The organism is Nocardioides sp. LHD-245 (assembly GCF_030929495.1).
Taxonomy (GTDB): domain Bacteria; phylum Actinomycetota; class Actinomycetes; order Propionibacteriales; family Nocardioidaceae; genus Nocardioides.
Genome location: NZ_JAVFWN010000004.1, coordinates 144,995 through 163,292, shown reverse-complemented (window position 1 = coordinate 163,292; position 18,298 = coordinate 144,995). Strand labels below are relative to the sequence as shown.

Annotated in this window: 16 protein-coding genes; 3 read left to right on the top strand and 13 right to left on the bottom strand. The window is 73.2% G+C overall.

Annotated features, from left to right (window positions below; genetic code table 11):
• Positions 1-10 precede the first annotated feature (10 nt).
• Positions 11-1,510: a sigma-70 family RNA polymerase sigma factor gene (locus tag RB608_RS08110; RefSeq protein WP_308087301.1), complete on the bottom strand. Its 1,500-nt coding sequence runs from the start codon at positions 1,508-1,510 to the stop codon at positions 11-13.
• A 176-nt stretch (positions 1,511-1,686) separates the two neighbouring features.
• Between RB608_RS08110 and RB608_RS08105 the strand changes: the two genes are divergently transcribed.
• Complete coding sequence (locus RB608_RS08105; protein ID WP_308087300.1) at positions 1,687-2,535, top strand: hypothetical protein; 849 nt, start codon at positions 1,687-1,689, stop codon at positions 2,533-2,535.
• Positions 2,536-2,733: 198 nt separating this feature from the next.
• Here RB608_RS08105 and RB608_RS08100 read toward each other — a convergent pair whose 3' ends face one another.
• Both RB608_RS08100 and RB608_RS08095 read right to left on the bottom strand, forming a co-directional pair.
• Complete coding sequence (locus RB608_RS08100; protein ID WP_308087299.1) at positions 2,734-3,528, bottom strand: methyltransferase domain-containing protein; 795 nt, start codon at positions 3,526-3,528, stop codon at positions 2,734-2,736.
• Positions 3,525-4,439, bottom strand: coding sequence for an alpha/beta fold hydrolase (locus RB608_RS08095; RefSeq protein WP_308087298.1), 915 nt, complete (start codon positions 4,437-4,439; stop codon positions 3,525-3,527). The genes RB608_RS08100 and RB608_RS08095 overlap by 4 nt, the downstream gene beginning before the upstream one ends.
• Positions 4,440-4,505: 66 nt before the next feature.
• Between RB608_RS08095 and RB608_RS08090 the strand changes: the two genes are divergently transcribed.
• Positions 4,506-4,994 carry a MarR family transcriptional regulator gene (locus tag RB608_RS08090; RefSeq protein WP_308087297.1) on the top strand — a complete coding sequence of 163 codons (489 nt, stop codon included), beginning with the start codon at positions 4,506-4,508 and terminating at the stop codon, positions 4,992-4,994.
• Positions 4,995-5,038: 44 nt separating this feature from the next.
• Here RB608_RS08090 and RB608_RS08085 read toward each other — a convergent pair whose 3' ends face one another.
• The 9 genes from RB608_RS08085 to RB608_RS08045 form a co-directional block, all read right to left on the bottom strand.
• Positions 5,039-6,463 carry a hypothetical protein gene (locus RB608_RS08085; protein WP_308087296.1) on the bottom strand — a complete coding sequence of 475 codons (1,425 nt, stop codon included), beginning with the start codon at positions 6,461-6,463 and terminating at the stop codon, positions 5,039-5,041.
• Between the two features lie 77 nt (positions 6,464-6,540).
• On the bottom strand, positions 6,541-8,355 hold the full coding sequence (locus tag RB608_RS08080) for an ABC-F family ATP-binding cassette domain-containing protein (RefSeq protein WP_308087295.1): 1,815 nt from the start codon (positions 8,353-8,355) through the stop codon (positions 6,541-6,543).
• Complete coding sequence (locus tag RB608_RS08075) at positions 8,348-9,241, bottom strand: 4-(cytidine 5'-diphospho)-2-C-methyl-D-erythritol kinase (RefSeq protein ID WP_308087294.1); 894 nt, start codon at positions 9,239-9,241, stop codon at positions 8,348-8,350. The genes RB608_RS08080 and RB608_RS08075 overlap by 8 nt, the downstream gene beginning before the upstream one ends.
• A complete protein-coding gene (gene rsmA / locus RB608_RS08070) occupies positions 9,238-10,122 on the bottom strand; it encodes a 16S rRNA (adenine(1518)-N(6)/adenine(1519)-N(6))-dimethyltransferase RsmA (protein WP_308087293.1) in 885 nt (294 codons plus the stop codon). Before rsmA ends, RB608_RS08075 begins: the two co-directional genes overlap by 4 nt.
• Positions 10,123-10,151: 29 nt before the next feature.
• Complete coding sequence (locus tag RB608_RS08065) at positions 10,152-11,318, bottom strand: ubiquitin-like domain-containing protein (protein WP_308087292.1); 1,167 nt, start codon at positions 11,316-11,318, stop codon at positions 10,152-10,154.
• Between the two features lie 233 nt (positions 11,319-11,551).
• On the bottom strand, positions 11,552-12,406 hold the full coding sequence (locus RB608_RS08060; RefSeq protein WP_308087291.1) for a TatD family hydrolase: 855 nt from the start codon (positions 12,404-12,406) through the stop codon (positions 11,552-11,554).
• A 10-nt stretch (positions 12,407-12,416) separates the two neighbouring features.
• Positions 12,417-13,277, bottom strand: a complete 861-nt coding sequence (locus tag RB608_RS08055; RefSeq protein WP_308087290.1) for an alpha/beta fold hydrolase — start codon at positions 13,275-13,277, stop codon at positions 12,417-12,419.
• Positions 13,270-14,118, bottom strand: coding sequence for a 16S rRNA (cytidine(1402)-2'-O)-methyltransferase (rsmI, locus tag RB608_RS08050; protein WP_308087289.1), 849 nt, complete (start codon positions 14,116-14,118; stop codon positions 13,270-13,272). The genes RB608_RS08055 and rsmI overlap by 8 nt, the downstream gene beginning before the upstream one ends.
• Positions 14,119-14,141: 23 nt before the next feature.
• Positions 14,142-15,296 (bottom strand): ATP-binding protein, encoded by a 1,155-nt coding sequence (locus RB608_RS08045; RefSeq protein ID WP_308087288.1) that lies wholly within the window; start codon positions 15,294-15,296, stop codon positions 14,142-14,144.
• 99 nt (positions 15,297-15,395) lie between these two features.
• Between RB608_RS08045 and RB608_RS08040 the strand changes: the two genes are divergently transcribed.
• Positions 15,396-17,144, top strand: a complete 1,749-nt coding sequence (locus RB608_RS08040; RefSeq protein WP_308087287.1) for a phospholipid carrier-dependent glycosyltransferase — start codon at positions 15,396-15,398, stop codon at positions 17,142-17,144.
• On the opposite strand, the gene RB608_RS08035 is transcribed toward RB608_RS08040, so the two are convergent.
• Positions 17,141-18,175 (bottom strand): methyltransferase domain-containing protein, encoded by a 1,035-nt coding sequence (locus RB608_RS08035; protein WP_308087286.1) that lies wholly within the window; start codon positions 18,173-18,175, stop codon positions 17,141-17,143. The two genes, RB608_RS08040 and RB608_RS08035, sit on opposite strands and share 4 nt — an antisense overlap.
• Positions 18,176-18,298: the final 123 nt, after the last annotated feature.

Sequence of the window (18,298 nt, the reverse complement as noted above, 5' to 3'; positions counted from 1 at the left end):
ACCCGGCCGGCTACGGCCCGCCCGGTCCGGCCTTCGGGCCGATCGAGATCGTGATCGGCAGACCGGGCAGGTTGATCTCGACGGACGCGCCGGGGTGACCAGCACCGGGCAGGGTCACGGTCACCGGACCCGCGCAGATCCGGCGCGCGCCGCAGTCGGCCGGGCTCGGCTTCGTCGTCGGGGGTACGTCGACCGGTGGCGTGACCGGCGGGGTGAGCGGGGGCGGGACGTCGGCCGGCGCCGGGGTCGGATCGCTGCCCGGGCTCTTGGCCGGGTCGCCGGCCGGGTCCTTGCCGCCGGGCGGTGCCGCCGGCGGTTGCGGGTCCGGGTCGCTCGCCGGCGGCGGGGCGGAAGGGCCGGGCGCGGCGTCGGCGGGGCCCGGGGCGGCAGCGGGCGGGTCCGCCGGCGCGGGGTCGGCTGCCGGAGCCGGATCGACAGGAGCCGGATCCGCCGGCGCCGGGTCCGCTCGACCAGGATCGACCGGGCTCGCCTCCGCCACCGGGCGGGAGGCGGCCGGCGTCCGGTCGGCCCCGTCGTCGCGGTTGATCGCGGCGAAGGCTCCGGCGGCGACGGCCGCCACGACGACGGCGGCGGCCACCGCCGCGACCGGGGCACTCGAACCGCCTCCCGCGACAGTCGAGCCGCCGGCGGCACCGCCTCCCGACGTACCGCCGCCCGCTCCGACGGCGCCCGTCGTGCCGGCCGCCGCTCCCCCGGCCAGCCAGGCCACGCCCTTCGCCCCGGCCGGCAGGGCCAGCAGCACGATCGGCAGGAGGTGGGCGGCGAGCTTCTGGTTGACCCGGTCGACGACGACGAAGGCCCGCCGGCAGTCCGCGCAGCCGTCGAGGTGGGCACCGAACCGCTGCTCGGCGCGGGCACCGAGGTCGCCTCGGGCGTACTGGCTCATCCGGGCGTGCACCCAGCGGCACTGCTCGGGCGCCGGCTCGGGCCCGGCGTGCAGATCGAGGTAGGCGCGCTTGAGGCCTTCGCGGGCGCGGTGCGCGAGCGAGGAGACCGCGCGCGGCTTGAGGTCCATGAGGGTCGCGACCTCGGCGGGCTTGCGGCCCTCGACCTCGACGTGCCACAGCACCGTGCGCCAGCTCTCCGGGAGCGTGGCGAGGGCGTCGACGGCCACGGTCTCGTCCAGCGCCTCGACCGCCTCCTCCGGCGTGACCTCTCCGGTCTCGGCCTGCTCGAAGAGCCACGGCTGGTCCGACGCCACCGCCTCGCGCCGCGAACGCAGTCCGTCGCGGTAGCCGTTGCGGATCGTGACGTGGAGATAGGAGCGGAAGCTCGAGGTGGGGCCGCCGCCGGAGCTGAGCTGTCCGAGCACCCGGGAGAACGACTCGGCGACCAGCTCCTCGGCCGCGTCGGGACCCACGAGGATCCGCGCCAGGTGCCGGGCGCCGTCGACGTGGTCGCGGTAGAGCTCCTCGAACGCGCCGGTGTCGCCGGCGCGCACCCGGTCGAGGAGCTGCTCCTCCGGCGCGCGGGACGCGTCCTCGTCCATCCGGTCCTCCGGTCCTCGTACTCTCGCGTACCTCGATTCAACGACCGAGCACCGTCGATGATGCACCGATTCGGAAAACTTTCGAACTCGCGGCGAAAAGCGCGTGATGTTCCGTGTCGCGCTCCGTCCGGTTCGGTGACTGCCCCGCCAGGGCGGTCCGACCCGAACGGAGACAGATGAGTACGACGCGTCCGGCCGTCACCGCGCTGCGCCCGCGGTCGCTGGCCCGCAGGTCGGCGACGCTGCGCGAGCACGTGCGCGCCCGGCGCGTCATCGGCCTCCCGCACGAGGAGCTGCTCCTCGACGTACTCGACGGCGCGCTCGCCCGGACGCACCGGGTCCGCCCGGAGGACCTCGACGTCTGGGCGCGGCTGGTCGCCCTGGTCGAGGAGCACCCGGAGCTGTCCCACACCCTGCCGGCCTGCGCCGCGTCGGCGAACCTGGTCGGGCTCGCGCTGCTCGGCGACGTGGAGGACCACGCGGCGCTGTCCGGCCTGGTGGGCGAGCTGGGGCACAAGCGGCTCGCGCGGCTGCAGCACCGCTACGGCACCGCGCTGGAGACCGACTCCCGGCTGCCGGTGACCAGCGCCGCGCTGCGCCGGATCCTCGCTCCCGGGCTCACCCGCCGGCTGGCGGCACACCCGCGGACCGCGCACCGCAGCGAGACGATCGACGACACCTGTCTGCGGGCCGCGCACGCGCTGCTGCTCCAGGGCGTCAACCGCACGTGGACCGTGCCGCGGCTCGACTCCGTGGAGGAGTTCGCCGACATCGCGGCCCACGGCACCATCAACGAGTGGCGCCACCACGTCGCGATGATCATCGCGGATCCGTGGTCGCCGTACGTCGACCGGATCGTCGATCTGGCGCGACAGGTCGGGAGGTCGCACCCGTCCCGGATCATCACGGCGATCGTCGCCCTGTGCCGCGAGCAGGAGCTCGCGACGGGCGCCCTCGCGGTCCCGCCCACTCCGCATCCCGCGACCCGACGGTCGCGACACCTGGGCGCCCGGGCCGCCCCATGAGCTGCCGAGGCGGCTGCGGTGCCGAACCGATCCGGCTGGGGGGCGGGGCGGAGCGGCCGAGGTTCGAAGCATCTGGGGGGTGCTGCGGACCGGCGTCCTGAGTTCTCAGGAGCCGACGTCGTCTCGGCGCACCACCGCGAGAGCGGGGGCGAGCGGTCACCGGGGTTCCCTGGAGGGAGGGGAACCCCGGTGGCCGCGTCACGTGGCCTGGGCACCGACCCGCGCCACGGCGAAGACGCGGCGGAAGGGCAGCACGACGCCACGCCCCTCGTCGGGGTACGCCGCCCGCAGCCGCGCCTTGAACGCGTCCTCGAAGCGTGGCCGGAGGTCGTCGGGCAGCGCCTGCAGCGTCGGGCGGGCGCCGGTGCCCGCGACCCAGGCGAAGACGGGGTCCTCTCCGTGCAGCACGTGCAGGTAGGTCGTCTCCCACGCGTCGACCGCGCAGCCGAGCTCCTGGAGCGCGCGAAGGTAGGTGGCGGGGTCGTGGGCCGCCGGGCGCGCGACCCCGACCGTGTGCGCGGCGTACGGCGGCTCGGCCGCGAGCTCCGCACGGATCGTGTGACTGGGCTCGTCGTGGTTGCCGGGCACCTGGAAGGCGAGCCAGCCACCCGGGGCGACCGCGCGCACCAGCGCGGGCAGGAGGTCGAGGTGCTCGGGCAGCCACTGCAGGGTGGCGTTGGAGACGAGCACGTCGACCCCGCCGGCCGGCGCGGCGGTGAGCCAGTCGCGGAGGTCGGCCCTGTGGAAGACCACCCGCTCGGCGGCCGGACTGTCGGAGGCGGCGCGGATCATGGCGTCACTGGAGTCGACACCGGTGATCGCCGCGGCCGGCCAGCGATCAGCGAGCAGGGAGGTGAGGTTGCCAGGTCCACAGCCGAGATCGACCACGACCCGGGGGTCGACGGCGGCGACTCGGCCGACGAGGTCGAGGAACGGGCGCCCACGCTCGTCCGCGTAGGTCAGATAGCGGTCCGGATCCCAGGCGAGGCTCATCGGCGGCGTGCTCCTCCGGGCAGATGCAGGTGGTCGAGGATGTGGGCGTTGACGACGTCGGGGCGCTCGAGCTGGAGGAAGTGGCCGGCTCCGTCGACGATGGCCACGCGGCTGCCGGCCGGCAGGCGGTCGCCGATCCGTCCGGCCCAGCGCGGGTCGAGGCAGCCGTCGTCGGCGCCGTGCAGGTAGAGCAACGGCACCCGGGGTGCGCGGGTCCAGTCGCGGGCCAGCGACCGGTAGGCGGCCGGAAGCCGGTGCGGCCGGGCCTGGGCGCGGTAGTAGCCGATCGCCGCCGCCTTGCGGTCACCGTCCGGTACGGCGGCGGCGAGGTGCGCGAGGTCGTCGGTGGCGTCGTGGCCCGGTGACCAGCGCCGCCACAGGTGGGCGACGAGGGCGTCGAAGCGCCGCTCCGGCAGCCGGGGCAGCTGGTTGAACACCGTGTACCAGCTCAGCCCCGCCTGCCGCGGCAGGATGCGCAGCCAGCGCGCGAGGTCGTCGCGGCGCGGGTTCAGCACGGAGAAGGGAGGCACGGCCAGCGACACGATCGCGCCGAACGGGTTGGCGCAGGAGGCGGCGACGCCGTTCGCGGTGATCGCGCCCCAGTCGTGACCGACGAGCGCCGCCCGGTCGTCGCCGTCGTACGCGCGGTGCAGCGCGAGGACGTCGTGCATGAGAGCGGGGACGTGGTAGCTGCCGTCGGCCGGCACACCGCTCGGCGCGTAGCCGCGGGTGAACGGCGCGACGACGCGGTAGCCCGCGCCGGCGAGCGCCGGGCCGAGGTGGCGCCAGGTGTGGGCGGTGTCCGGGAAGCCGTGGACGAGGACGGCGAGCGGGCGGTCCCGGTCGTCGAGCTCGCCCCAGGTCAGGCTGGCCAGGGCGACCGGGCCGAGATCGATGGCGTGCTCCTTCACGGGGCCGACCCTACGCTCGATTTATCTTGATATCAAGATTCTCGATCGGTGGGATAAGATGGCACCGTGCGGGACGAGGTGGACGAGCTGATCGAGGCGTGGGCGCGCGAGCGCAGCGACCTCGACCTCGGTCCGGTGTCCGTCTTCAGCCGGATCTCGCGGCTCGCGCACCACGTCGACCGGGCCCGGCGCGACGCGTTCACCACCCACGACATCGAGTCCTGGGAGTTCGACGTGCTGGCGGCGCTGCGCCGGGCCGGCGAGCCCTACGAGCTCTCCCCCGGCCGGCTGCTGCGCGAGACGCTGGTGACGAGCGGGACGATGACCAACCGCGTCGACCGGCTGACGACTCGCGGCCTCGTCGAGCGCCACCCCGACCCCTCGGATCGCCGCGGCGTGCTCGTCCGGCTCACCCCGGAGGGCAAGGACGCCGTCGACGGCGCGTTCGCCGCCCTGCTGGACGCCGAGCGCGAGCTGCTGACCGGACTGTCGGAGGCGGACCAGACCGACCTCGCGGGTCTGCTGCGCCGGCTGCTCATACCCTTCGCCGGCTGACCCGACCCGGCGCCGACGGAGGTCAGCGGCGGGTCGGCGGCGGGTCAGCGGCGGATCTTCGCGGCGCGGATCGAGATGCAGCACGCGACGCGGTCGCCCGCGCCGTACACGAGCGAGGTGCGGCCCCGCGCGTCGGAGCCGACCATCGGGTTCGAGGCTCGGCCGGCGAGACGACGCGCCTCGCCCCAGGCGCCGGACGCCGCGCGGTGCCGGGCCAGGGCCAGGGGCCAGCGCTTCTCGGACCGGTACTGCTGCTCCCAGGTGAGGGTGACGTCGCCGCCCGCACCCACCTCGAGCTGGGGCAGGAAGAGGCTGTAGCCGTACGCCGGGAAGGGCGAGGTGGCGTTCTCCCGGATCCACGGCGTGCCGGGAGACTCCTGGATCGCCACGTACGGCAGCACGGTCCCGGCCCGCACGTCGACCTCCTGGCCGTAGATCACCGCTCGCCCGGTCTCGGCGATGCCGACGTCGGTCGCGTTCTGCGGGGTCTGGACGCCGCCGGTGACGACCTGCTCGGTCGGCCCCCACCCGCCGGCCGGAGTGCGGTGCCGGGCGAAGATGGTCGTGGCGTCGCGCCACGCGGCCACCAGTCGGCCGTCGCGCGTCGTCGCGACCGACGGCTGGTCGAGCGGGCCCTCGGCCATGGTCTGCTGGGTCCACCCCGTCGCCGGTCCCCGGGAGGCGAGCCGGACCCGGCTGGTCGCCGGGCCGGCACCCGCCCCGATCTCGTCCCAGGCGATGGTGGCCACGCCACGGTCGTCGATGGCCGGCTCGCTCGCCCGGGCGTCGGGACGCCAGGCCGGGTCGACGTCGAGACGCTGCGCGGCCTCCCAGGTGCCGCCGGGGGCCCGGTACGAGGCGTGGAGGGTGAAGTCGGTGACGCTGGTGTCGAAGCGACCCGCCCAGTGCACGACGGCGTAGCCGTTGCCGGAGACCGCGACCTGCGGGAAGCCGGTGCGCTCGCCCTTGGCGGACAGGGTCCTCGGCTTGGACCAGCCACGCTTCCCCTTGCTCGAGACGGTCCTGACCACGACGCTCTTGCCCTTCGACTGGGTCCACACCACGGTGACCCGGCCCCGGTCGTCGATCGCGATGTCATTGGTTCCGGCGTAGTTGCGCAGCCCCTTCCAGGAGAAGCTGCCGGTGAGCGTGTGCGGCCGGCCCCACTTCCCGCCGGCCGTCCGGCGCGCCACCCGGACCCGGCGCCGGTCCCCGTCGCCGTCGACCCAGGCCGCCGCACCGGCGCCCTTGGCGTTGACGTCGTAGCTCCAGAAGTTGGTCGAGAAGAGGGTGCTGCGGGCGACGCTGGTGCTCTTCCAGGCACCGCCGGCCGACGCGGCGCCCGCCCGCCCCGGCGACAGCGGGCCGAGGGAGAGGACGAGAGCGACGACGAGGCCGGTCGCCACGGCGAGCGCCGCTCGGCGCCCCGCGCGTGGACGAACGCCGTGCAGCATGCTGGATCGGGTCATGCTCGCAACCTTCCCAGAAGCGATCGGCCGAACCACCGACCGCGGTGGGCCGTCGCGTGTCCCACGCCTGGACCGGGCTACCCGAGCACCTCGGCGGCCTCGAGCCACTCCAGCTCGGCGGCCTCCTTCTCCTCCTGCAACGCGGCGAGCTCGGTGCCGATGGCCGTCAGCCGCTCGGGGTCGGTCGCGTGGGCGGCGAGGTCGGCACTCAGCTCCGCCTCGCGGGTCGCGAGCCGCTCGAGCACCTTGTCGAGGCGGGCGACGGTCTTCCTCGCGGTCCGCTCCTCCGCCGAGCCGGCCTTGGCCCTCGGCATCGCCGCTCCTCCCCCGGCGCTCGCCGGCGCGGAAGAGGGAGGCGCGGCGGAAGGGGTGGGTACGGCGACATCGAGGTGCATCGCCGCGGCCCGGCGCTCGAGGTACTCGTCGACGCCTCGGGGCAGCATCGAGACCTGTCCGTCGCCGAGCAGCGCCCAGACGGAGTCGGTGACGCGCTCGAGGAAGTACCGGTCGTGGGAGACGACGACCAGGGTGCCGGGCCAGCCGTCGAGGAAGTCCTCGAGGACGTTGAGGGTCTCGATGTCGAGGTCGTTGGTCGGCTCGTCGAGCAGCAGCACGTTGGGCTCGGTCAGCAGCAGCCGGAGCAGCTGGAACCGGCGGCGCTCGCCACCGGAGAGGTCACCGATCCGAGCCGTCAGCTTGTCGCCGGTGAACCCGAAGCGCTCGAGCATCGAGGTGGCGCTGATCTCGCCGTCGGCGGTCTTCGTGACCCGGCGGATCGACTCGACGGTGGCCAGCACGCGCGCCTCGGGGTCGTCGACCTCGACGTCCTGGGTGAGGTGCTGGAGAGCGACCGTGCGGCCGTGGCGCACCTTGCCGACCCCGGGCACCGCCTCGCCGGAGAGCAGCGAGAGGACGGAGGTCTTGCCGGCGCCGTTGACGCCGACCAGGCCGACCCGGTCGCCGGGGCCGAGACGCCAGGTGGCGTGCGAGAGGAGCTGCCGGGTGCCTCGCGAGAAGTCGACGTCCTCGACGTCGATGACGTCCTTGCCGAGCCGCTGCGCGGCGAACCGCTGCAGCTCGAGCCGGTCGCGGGGCGGCGGCACGTCCTCGATGAGGGCGTTGGCGGCATCGATGCGGAACTTCGGCTTGGACGTGCGGGCCGGAGCGCCGCGCCGCAGCCAGGCGAGCTCCTTGCGGACCAGGTTCTGCCGGCGCACCTCCGAGGCGGCTGCCTGGCGCTGGCGCTCGGCCTTGGCGAGCACGAACGCGGCGTACCCGCCCTCGTAGGTGTCGACGACGCCGTCGTGGACCTCCCAGGTCTGCTGGCAGACCGCGTCCAGGAACCAGCGGTCGTGGGTGACGACGACCAGCGCGGAGGGCCGCGCGGCGAGATGGGCGGCCAGCCAGGCGACCGCCTCGACGTCGAGGTGGTTGGTGGGCTCGTCGAGCACGACCAGGTCGTGATCGCCCAGCAGCAGACCGGCCAGGGCGCACCGGCGGCGCTCACCGCCGGAGAGTCCGTGAACGGCTCGGTCGAGGTCGACACCCGCCAGCAGCACGTCGACGATCTCCCGCAGCCGGGCGTCGGAGGCCCACTCGTGGTCCGCCTTGCCCTGGAGCACGACCTCGCGCACGGTGTGGCTGTCGTCGAAGTCGTCGTGCTGGGCGAGGACGCCGACCAGGAGCCCCCGCTGGCGCGAGACCCGGCCGTCGTCGGGCTCCTCGGCACCGGTCATGATCCGCAACAGGGTCGTCTTGCCGTCGCCGTTGCGGCCGACGATGCCGATCCGCTCACCCTCCCCGATGCCGAGCGAGACGTCGGCGAGCAGCGGACGGACGCCGTACGACTTCGAGACCCGCTCGAGGTTGAGCAGACTGCGCGGCTCAGGCATAGGTCACCACGTGGGCGCCCGCGACGGGGCCGGGGGCGAGGGTGCAGCGCATGCCCAGCGCGGTGAGCTCGGCGACGGTGGTCCGCGCCTCCTCGACGTCCTCGTGGAGGACCAGCAGGGTCGGCCCGGAGCCGGAGAGGAGGACGCCGTCGGGCGCCATGCTGCGCAACTGCACCTCGACGTCGACCAGGTCCGGGCGCAGGTCCCGGGCGGCGGGCCACAGGTCGTTGGCGAGCAGGTCGCCGATCTCGTCGGTGTAGCCGGTGCCGAGCGCCTCGACCAGCGCGTCGGGGACCGGCGGCTCCGCCGGGACATCGGGCGACAGCTCGTCGAAGTGGGCGTACACCGCGGGCGTGGACAGTCCCTCGTCGGACAGGACCACGACCCACCACACCGAGCTGGCGTCGGGGACGGGGGTGACCACCTCGCCGTGGCCGGTGCCGAGCGCGGTGCCGCCGAGGAGAGCGAAGGGCACGTCGCTGCCGAGCGTCCCGGCGATCCGGAGCAGGTCGTCGTCGGAGGTCTGCAGGTCCCAGAGCCGGTCCAGGGCCAACAGCGTGGCGGCCGCGTCGGCGGAGCCGCCGGCCATGCCCCCCATCACCGGGATGCCCTTGGCGATGGTGATCCGGGCGGCACGGTCCAGCCCGTGGTGCGCGGTCAGCGCGCGTCCGGCCCGGACGGCGATGTTGTCCTCGCCGAGGGGGACGCCGTCGACGGGCTCGGTCAGCCCCACGGCCCAGCTGTCGGCCTCGACGACGGTGACGTCGTCGTACAGGCCGACGGCCTGGTAGACCGTGGCGAGGGCGTGCTTGCCGTCCGGCCGCAGCCCGCCGACTCCGAGGTGGAGGTTGATCTTCGCGGGGGCCCGCACCGTCACCTGCGTCATGCACTCTCCCCAGCGTCGGGACTCTCATGGAGGGCGACCGCGATCGCCACGAACTCGTCGATCCCGAGTGCCTCGCCGCGGGTCAGCGGGTCGATCCCCGCCGCCCGCAGAGCGGCCTCCGCCCGCTCCGCGCCACCGGCGATCGTGCGCAGGACGCCGCGCAGCGCCTTGCGTCGCTGGGCGAACGCGGCGTCGATCACCGCGAACACCTGCTCGCGCGTGACCCGGTCGGTGGGCGGCTCGCGTCGGGTCCAGGCGACCAGGCCCGAGTCGACGTTGGGCGCGGGCCAGAAGACGTTGCGCCCGATCGCGCCGGCTCGTCGTACGTCGGCGAACCAGGCCGCCTTCGCCGAGGGGATGCCGTAGGTCTTCGATCCCGGGGGCGCCGCCAGACGGTCGGCGACCTCGGCCTGCACCATCACCAGGCCGCGCTCCAGCGACGGCAGCAGGGCCAGCAGGTGCAGGAGGACCGGGACGGAGACGTTGTAGGGCAGGTTCGCGACCAGCGCCTGCGGCGGCGGTCCGGGCAGGTCGGTCACGGCCATCGCGTCCGCGAGCACGACCCGGAGTCGCTCGGCCTGGCCGGGCGCGAAGGCACCGATGGTCGTCGGCAGCTCGCCGGCCAGCAGTGGGTCGATCTCGATCGCGGTGACCTCGGCGCCGACCTCGAGCAGTGCCAGGGTCAGCGATCCCAGCCCGGGCCCGACCTCGACGACGACCTCGCCGTCGGTGACGCCGGACTCGCGCACGATCCGCCGCACCGTGTTGGCGTCGATGACGAAGTTCTGGCCGCGCTGCTTGGTCGGGCGCAGCCCGAGCCTGGCCGCCAGCTCCCGAACCTCCGCCGGGCCCAGCAGCCGCGGAGCGGAGGTTTCAGGCATGGGGCCCAGGCTATCGGCTCCCCTGCCGGTCAGCGGGGCAGACCGAGCTTGGCGGCGCAGCCGGGCCAGGCGCCGTAGCCACCGGAGCGGTCGCGCAGGCGGGTGGCGATGGCGATCTGGGTCTCCCGGGAGGCCTGGTGGGGGTAGCCGGTGCCGCCGTTGGCCCGCCACGTGCCGAGGCTGAACTGGAGGCCGCCGTAGTAGCCGTTGCCGGTGTTGATCCGCCAGTTGCCGCCGGACTCGCACTGGGCGAGGCGGTCCCACACGGTGTTGCCGGACTCGACGACCGGCTTGGTGCCGACCTTGACGACCTCGGGCGTCGGCTCGCGGGTCACGGTCGCGGTCAGGACGACGCGCCGCACGACCTCGCCGTTGCGGACCGTCACCCTGTAGGTGACGTCGCGGGCACCGTCGACACCGGGGGTCTCGACCTCGGTCTGGCCCTGGTAGAGCGCGTCGTCGGAGACCTTCCGCACCGGCGCGGCGACGCTCTCGCCGGTCACGCTGCGCTCGCGCTTCTCGATGTCGGTGAAGACGATCCGGTCGCCCGCGGCGACCTCCGTGCCGCGGGCGGGACGCACCTTGTCGTGCTCGTCGAGCTGGACGCCGACCTGGGCCAGGGCGTCCTCGACGGTGAGCGCAGGCAGCTGCCGGGTGACCGGCTCGGCACCGGCCAGGACGAAGGTGAGCTCCTTGGGGGTGACGACCTCGATCGCCGCGCCGTCGCGGTCGATGTCGGCGGAGCGGCTCGTGGAGAGCCGGCCGTCGGCGTACGGCGTGCCGATCTCGCTGAGGGCTCCCTCGACGTCGGTCGCGGTCACCCAGTGGGTGCTCGTCTCGCCGTCGACGGTCAGCTCGACCGGGCGGCTGAAGAGCACCGCGATCCGGTCTCCGGCCTCCACCTGCTCGTCCGGGCCGGGCTCGACGATGTCACGCGCGGACACCTCGATGCCCTCGTCGCGCAGGACGTCGCCGACGGTGTCCCCCATCGTCGAGACCGCGCGCTCCCGGCCGTCGACCGAGAGCCGCACCTCGGTGGTCATCGAGGAGTAGCCCCAGGTGACCGCGGAGACGGTCACGAGGACCGCCGCGACGACGACGGTGAGGGCCCTGCGGCTGTGGGCCAGCCTGAGGACGGAGGCCTTGAGGGACCGGCCGTGGGTCAGCCGGGCGAACTGGGGGTGCGTCAGTCGCACGATTCTCCGAACGTCGTTCTGCCCGGGCCTCGGTCGACCAGCCCGACCGACCCCCGACCGCGTGCCGCGGCGGGCGTCGGACCCTGCGTGAGCTGGCCGGAGAACTGCCTCCGATCCCGGCCGTCAGCCATCCACGAGAACAGGGCGCGACCGTCGATGGCAACTTGGCGAGGGCCCTCAGGGCGCCGTCGCGTGACCTGTTTCACGCAATCTCGCCCCATCCGTCACACCGGTCACACGCCCCAGGGACCGCCGAAGGCGGCCTCCGTGGTGGCGTCGATCGCGGCGCACAGCTCGCCGAGGTCGTCGCCGCGCTCGGCCGCCATGGCCCGCACGGTGAGCGGGACGAGGTACGACGCATTGGTGCGGCCGCGGAAGGGCGCCGGCGTGAGGTACGGCGCGTCCGTCTCGACGAGCACCCGGTCGCGGGGCGCGATCCGCAGCGCCTCGCGCAGCGGGTCGGCGTTCTTGAAGGTGACGGTCCCGGCGAACGAGAGATACGCCCCACGGTCGAGACAGGCGCGGGCGAAGGCGGCGTCGCCGGAGAAGCAGTGCATCACCCACCGGTCGGGCGCGCCCTCGCCGTCCAGCACCTCGAGGACCCCGTCATGGGTCTCCCGGTCGTGGATGACGAGGGTCTTGTCGAGCCGCTTCGCGATGTCGATGTGACGCCGGAAGGACTCGACCTGCACCGCCCGGCCCTCGGCGCCCGTGCGGAAGGCGTCGAGACCGGTCTCCCCCACCGCGCGCACGTCGGCGTGGGAGCCGGCCAGCCGCTCGATCTCGTCCCACGCCGCCTCGAGCGCGGCGCGACCGTCGCGCTCGAGGATCCGCGGCGCCTCGTTGGGGTGCAGGGCGACGCCGGCGACCAGCTCCGGATGCTCCGCGGCGGCGGCGACCGCCCACCGGGCACCGGGCAGGTCGCAGCCGATCTGCACGATCCGGGGTACGCCGACCGCGGCCGCCGCGTCGATCGCCTCCCGGGCGTCCCAGGCCTCGCCGCCCCGGCCGATGTCGAGGTGACAATGGTTGTCGACGACCGGGTGCGGAAGCGGCTCCGGGACGGGCGGTCGCTCGTCGGTGCTCACGACACCGGGCTCACGACGCCGTGCGGACGCGGTCGAGGATCGCCTCGACCAGCGCGTCCGGGGCCTGGGTCGGGATCCAGTGGGAGACGCCGTTGAGCTCGACGAATCGGTAGGGCGCGTCGACCCAGCGGACCGTGTGCTCGGCGCCCCAACGGGCCAACGCGACGTCCTCGTCGCTCCAGACCAGGGTCGTCGGCACGCCGACCCGGGTGCGCATGTCGCGGGGGTCGTTGAACGGCAGGGCGCGGTACCACCCCAGCGCGTGCGTCAGTGCCCCGGCGTCGATGATCTCGGTGCGCACACGCTCCACGTCGGCTCGCGTCATGCCGGCGTGCCTGAGCTGGCGGTCGGACGCGGCGCGGACCCGCCCGAGCAGCGTCTCGGGCAGGATCGGGAGCTGGAAGGCCAGCATGTACCAGGACTTCAGCAGCTGGCCGGAGCGCACGAGCGAGGACAGGAACGCCCCCGGGTGGGGCACCGAGACGGCGGTGAGGGTGCGGACCCGGTCGGCGTGGTGCTGGGCGAGGGCCCAGGCGACGATCGCGCCCCAGTCGTGGCCGACGACGTGGACGGCACCGCTCGGGCCGGCGACGGCGTCGATGACGGCGACCGCGTCCTGCGCGAGCAGGGAGACGCGGTAGTCGCGACGCCGGGACGGCCGGGCCCGCGGCGCGTAGCCGCGCTGGTCCATCGCGATGGTCCGATAGCCCGCCGCATGCAGCTGCGGAGCCACCAGGCGCCAGGACGTCGCCCGCTCGGGGAACCCGTGCAGGAGCAGGATCGGCTCGCCGTCGAGCGGACCCGCGTCGAGGACGTCGAAGACCAGTCCCTCCCGCTCGACCGACGTGATCCGTGCCGTCTGTTCAGCCATCGATGTGCACCACCTGGTAGACGTCGCGTTTGGGGAGTCCAGCCTGCCCGGCCACCACCGCGATCGCCTCCTTGCGACGCATGCCGGACTCCTCGAGCTCCGCGACCGCGGCCCGCAGGCTGTCGGGATCGGTCGCCACCGCCGCCCCGGGGACGGCACCCGCGACGACGATCGTCACCTCGCCGCGGACCCCCTCGGCGGCCCAGTCGACGAGGGCGGCGAGCGCGTCTCGTCGTACCTCCTCGTGGGTCTTGGTCAGCTCGCGGCACACCACGGCGGCGCGCTCGGCGCCGAACGCGTCACGCATCGCCGCGAGCGCGGCCTCGGTGCGGTGCGGCGCCTCGAAGAAGACCATCGTGCGCTGCTCGCCGGCCAGGTCGGCGAGCCGGCGCGAGCGCTCCCCCGCCTTGCGCGGCAGGAAGCCCTCGAAGCAGAACCGGTCGACCGGCAGTCCGGACACGGCGAGCGCGGTCAGCACCGCGGACGGACCGGGGACGGCGGTGACCCGGACGTCGGCCTCGACCGCGGCGGCGACCAGCCGGTAGCCCGGGTCGGACACACTCGGCATCCCCGCGTCGGTCACCAGCACCACCCGCTCGCCGGCGACGAGCGCCTCGACCAGCGACGGGGTGCGCGCGGCCTCGTTGCCCTCGAAGTAGGACACCACCCGCCCGCTCAGCTCGATGCCGAGCTCGGTCACGAGGCGGCGCAGACGGCGGGTGTCCTCGGCGGCGACGACGTCGGCCGCGGCCAGCTCGGCCGCCAGCCGGGGCGGCGCGTCGCCGACCTGGCCGATCGGCGTACCCGCCAGCACCAGGACTCCACGCACGGGACCGATCATTGCAGGCGGGCCCGGATCCACGCTCAGGGCCGTAGGTCGCCGAGGCTGTCGACGGCCAGCAGATCGTCGAGCCCGAGCACGGTCGCGTCCGGGGAGAGTCGGTAGCGGCGGTGACCGGGATACAGGACCCACAGGTGGTCGAGGTCGAGGTCGGCCAGGGCCGACCTCATCGAGGAGGTGAGGCGGGGCGCGTCGGCGCGCTTCATCTCGAAGCCGAGGCGATGTCCGGCCACCTCGACCAGGAGATCGACCTCGGCACCGTTGCTCGTGCGCCAGTGGTAGGCGCGCGCCTGATCCGACCGGCGCAGCACCTCCTCCATCGCGAACCCCTCCCAGGACGCGCCGATCCCTGGATGGCGGAGCAGCTGATCGTGGGTGCCGACTCCCCACAGGGCGTGGAGCAGGCCGGAGTCACGGTAGAAGACCTTGGGCGAGCGGACCAGGCGCTTGCCCAGGTTCGCGTGCCAGGGCGGGAGAATCCGCACGAGGAGGGCATCGGCCAACGCCTCGACATAGCGACGGGCGGTGGTCTCACCGATGTCGAGCGCCCGGGCCACGGCGGCGGCGTTCCAGAGATTGCCGTGCTGATGCGCGACCAGACCGAGGAACCGCTCGATCGTGGCCGCCGACAGCGACATCCCGAAGTCCGCCAGATCGCGATTGGCGAGCGTGCGCACGTACGCACCGCGCCAGCGCAACGAGTCCTCCTCCGTGTCGGCCAGCAGCGAGCGGGGGAAGCCCCCGCGCAACCAGACGGTCGCCAGGTCGCCATCGAGGTCGGCGGGATCGATGCCCGGCAGGTCGATCACCTCGACCCGGCCGGCCAGCGACTCCGAGGACTGACGCAGGGCGTGCGGTGAGGCGCTCCCCAGTACCAGGAACGTCGCCGGTCGATCCGCCCGGTCCGCGAGCACCCGCAGCGTCGGGAAGAGATCAGGGCGCCGCTGGACCTCATCGATCACGACCACCCCTCGGAGGTCGGCCAGCGCGAGCATCGGCTCCTCCAGACGGGCGAGATCGACCGGGTCCTCCAGATCGAAGTAGTTCGGCGAGTCCGGCGCCACGATCGTGCGCGCCAGGGTCGTCTTCCCGACCTGGCGAGCGCCGAGCAGCAGGACCACCGGCGAGCGACGCAAGGCGTCCCGAAGACCGGCTCCGTCGTGCTTCCTCTCGACCACAGCTTCAACTTACCATGCAATTCCTCGCAGAGAAGGGGGAAATACATGGCAGGGAAGGCGCCTCAGCTTCCTCCACCCACGGCTGCGTAGGGTTCCCTCGTGACCGTCGTCGGCCTCTCCCGCACCGCGCTCGGCCGGCGGGTGCCGCTGGCGGTGGAGCGGGCGATCGGCCCGATCCGGCGGCTCTCGGGCCGCGATCGGCTGCTCGGCTGGCTCGCGCCGCTCGGGCTGACCCTGCTCGCGTTCGGACTGCGCGTGGTCGGGCTCGGCAACCCGCACCGCTTCGCGTTCGACGAGACGTACTACGCCAAGGACGCCTGGTCGCTGCTCAACAACGGCTACGTCCAGACCTATCTCACCGACGCCGACGGCAACACCAAGACCGACATCAATGCCGACGTCCTCGCCGGGCACACCCAGGGGCTGTGGACCGGCGACCCGTCGCTGGCCGTGCATCCCGACGTCGGCAAGTGGCTGATCGCGCTCGGCGAGAAGGCCTTCGGGATGGACCCGTTCGGCTGGCGGATCGCATCAGCGGTCGCGGGCGCGCTGATGGTGCTCGTCATGTGCCGGCTGGCGCGACGGATGACGGGCTCCACGATGCTCGGCTGCATCGCCGGCACCCTGCTCATGCTCGACGGGCTGCACTTCGTCCTTTCCCGGCTCGCGCTGCTCGACATCTTCCTGGCGCTCTTCCTGCTGTGCGGGGTGTCCTGCCTGGTGGCCGACCGCGACTGGCACCGGGCATGGCTGGCTAGACGAGCGCGCCGAAGGGTCGACACGTCCGGTGACGGTGTCACGCTGAGCGGCTGGGGTCCGCGGATCCTGTTCCGCCCCTGGCTCCTGGCGGCCGGGGTGTGCTTCGGCCTGGCGGTCGGCACCAAGTGGACGGCGCTCTACCCGCTCGCCGCGCTCGGGGTCCTGTGCTGGATCTGGAGCGCGGGCGCGCGGCGCTCACTCGGCATCCGGTGGGCGCTGGTGAAGGGCGCGATCGCCGACGGCATCCCGGCGTTCCTGTCCCTGGTCGTGGTGGCGCTGCTCGTCTACATCGCCACGTGGGGCGGCTGGCTGGCGCACGCCGACAAGTACGAGGAGAGCCTGAGCGCGACCCAGTACCGGCAGTACACCGGGCAGGGCCATTGTGCGAAGGACGACGACTCGTACGTCGCGACCGACCTCGACAAGACCAAGAAGTGGCCGACCGCGACCGAGAAGGACGCGAGCGGGCTCGGTGAGGCGTGGCAGTCGCTGCGCTCGCTCTGGTACTACCACCAAGACGTCTACACCTTCCACACCCACTTCCTGAACTGCTCCACGCACTTCTACGAGTCCAAGCCGTCGGGCTGGCTGCTCATCAACCGGCCGGTCGGCGTCGCGGTCACCAACGACATCTCGCCGGACACCCCCGGTTGCGACGCCCCTGCCGACAGCGACTGCATCAAGCAGGTGCTGCTCCTCCCGACGCCCGTACTGTGGTGGGGCGGCGTGCTGGCGCTCATGTTCGCCGTGGTGATGTGGATCGGCGCCCGCGACTGGCGCTACGGGCTGGCCGTCGTGGGCGCACTGTCCGCATGGCTGCCGTGGATGATGTACGACGACCGGCCGATCTTCCTCTTCTATGCGATCGCGATCCTGCCGTTCACGGTCCTGGCGCTCACCCTCGCGATCGGGGCGCTGATCGGGCCCTCGCGCGCGCCGTCGGCCCGGCGTACCGCGGGCGTCATCGTCAGCGGGGCCTTCGTCGTACTGACCCTGGTGAACTTCGCGTGGTTCTGGCCGATCTGGACCAACCAGATGCTGACGCACAGCGAGTGGCTGGACCGGGTCTGGTTCTCCCGCTGGGTCTAGGGCGCGCCACCGGGCCGCGGTGTTGCTCGGTGTTCGAGAACCAGCTGCCAGGCGAAGCCGACTCGGTTGAACGGCTCTCGGTCGCACAATTCAAGTTCGAGTGCCAGGAGCTGTTCGAAGAAGGCGGGGTCGTGCTTGGAGGTGTTGTCGACGAGGAGATCGTTGGCGATCCGGTTGCCGAAGATGCCGATGGGTGTGAGTCCCGCTGCTGTTGCTTCCGACATCGTGGTCTCGACGCTGACCTTCCGGGCGCTTGTTCGGAAGGTCTCGACCTTCGCGCGGTCGGCCTTGAGTTCCTCGAGCGCCGCGGCGGGGCCACCGTTCAGCAGTTCACGTAGGACTCGACCATCGGGGTTGACGTCCATGAGCGAAAGTCGGCCGCCGGGGCGAACACGGCGTGCGAGTGCGCCGATGTCGTCGGCGGCGCCGTCGCGGTAGCGAAGCACGAAGTGGCACATGACGAGGTCCCACTCGCCCGGTGGCAGGTCATCGAGCCCCGCACGAACGGTGGCGATCGTTGCTCCCGCCGCGGCTGCACGCCGCTGGGCCTCGCCCAGCCAAGCTTCGGAGGGATCGACGACGGTGACGTCGTGACCCGCCAGTGCGAGCGGCAAAGCGTCCATGCCGTCGCCACCCCCGACGTCGAGGATTCGGATCTGCTCACCGAGCTGCTCGGTCTGGCGCCGGAGCACGTCGCCGACGACTCCGTAGCGGATCCGTGCCCAAGGGGTCCGGGTGTAGTCACGCCAAGCCGCGAGCTTCTCGCTGAAAACGTCACTCACGCAACTCAGTCTGCCGGTCCACTGCCACGTGTCATGCGGTGAGCGACCAACCGCGATCGTTCTGGGCGAAGGCGTCGTTGCGTCGGATCCCGTGTTCGAGCTCGCTGAGGGTGGTCGGGGCTGAGGGTGGTCGGGCAGGCACCGAAGGTGTGGTGAGGAGTCGAAGACCTCGCGGGCGATGGCGCGCTTGAGCTTGCGCAGGATCTCCTTGTTGCTGAAGCCGGCATCGCGGCGGCGCATGCGGCGCATGCGGCGCAGTCCTTGGCGCTGATCGTGGCGACCGGCTGAGAAGCAGGTTCCTCCCCGTCGCCGCCCGCCTGGTGGCGCCACCCGTCTGTCCGGGCGACCTTCGGGTGCCCGCCCTCCCCGTCC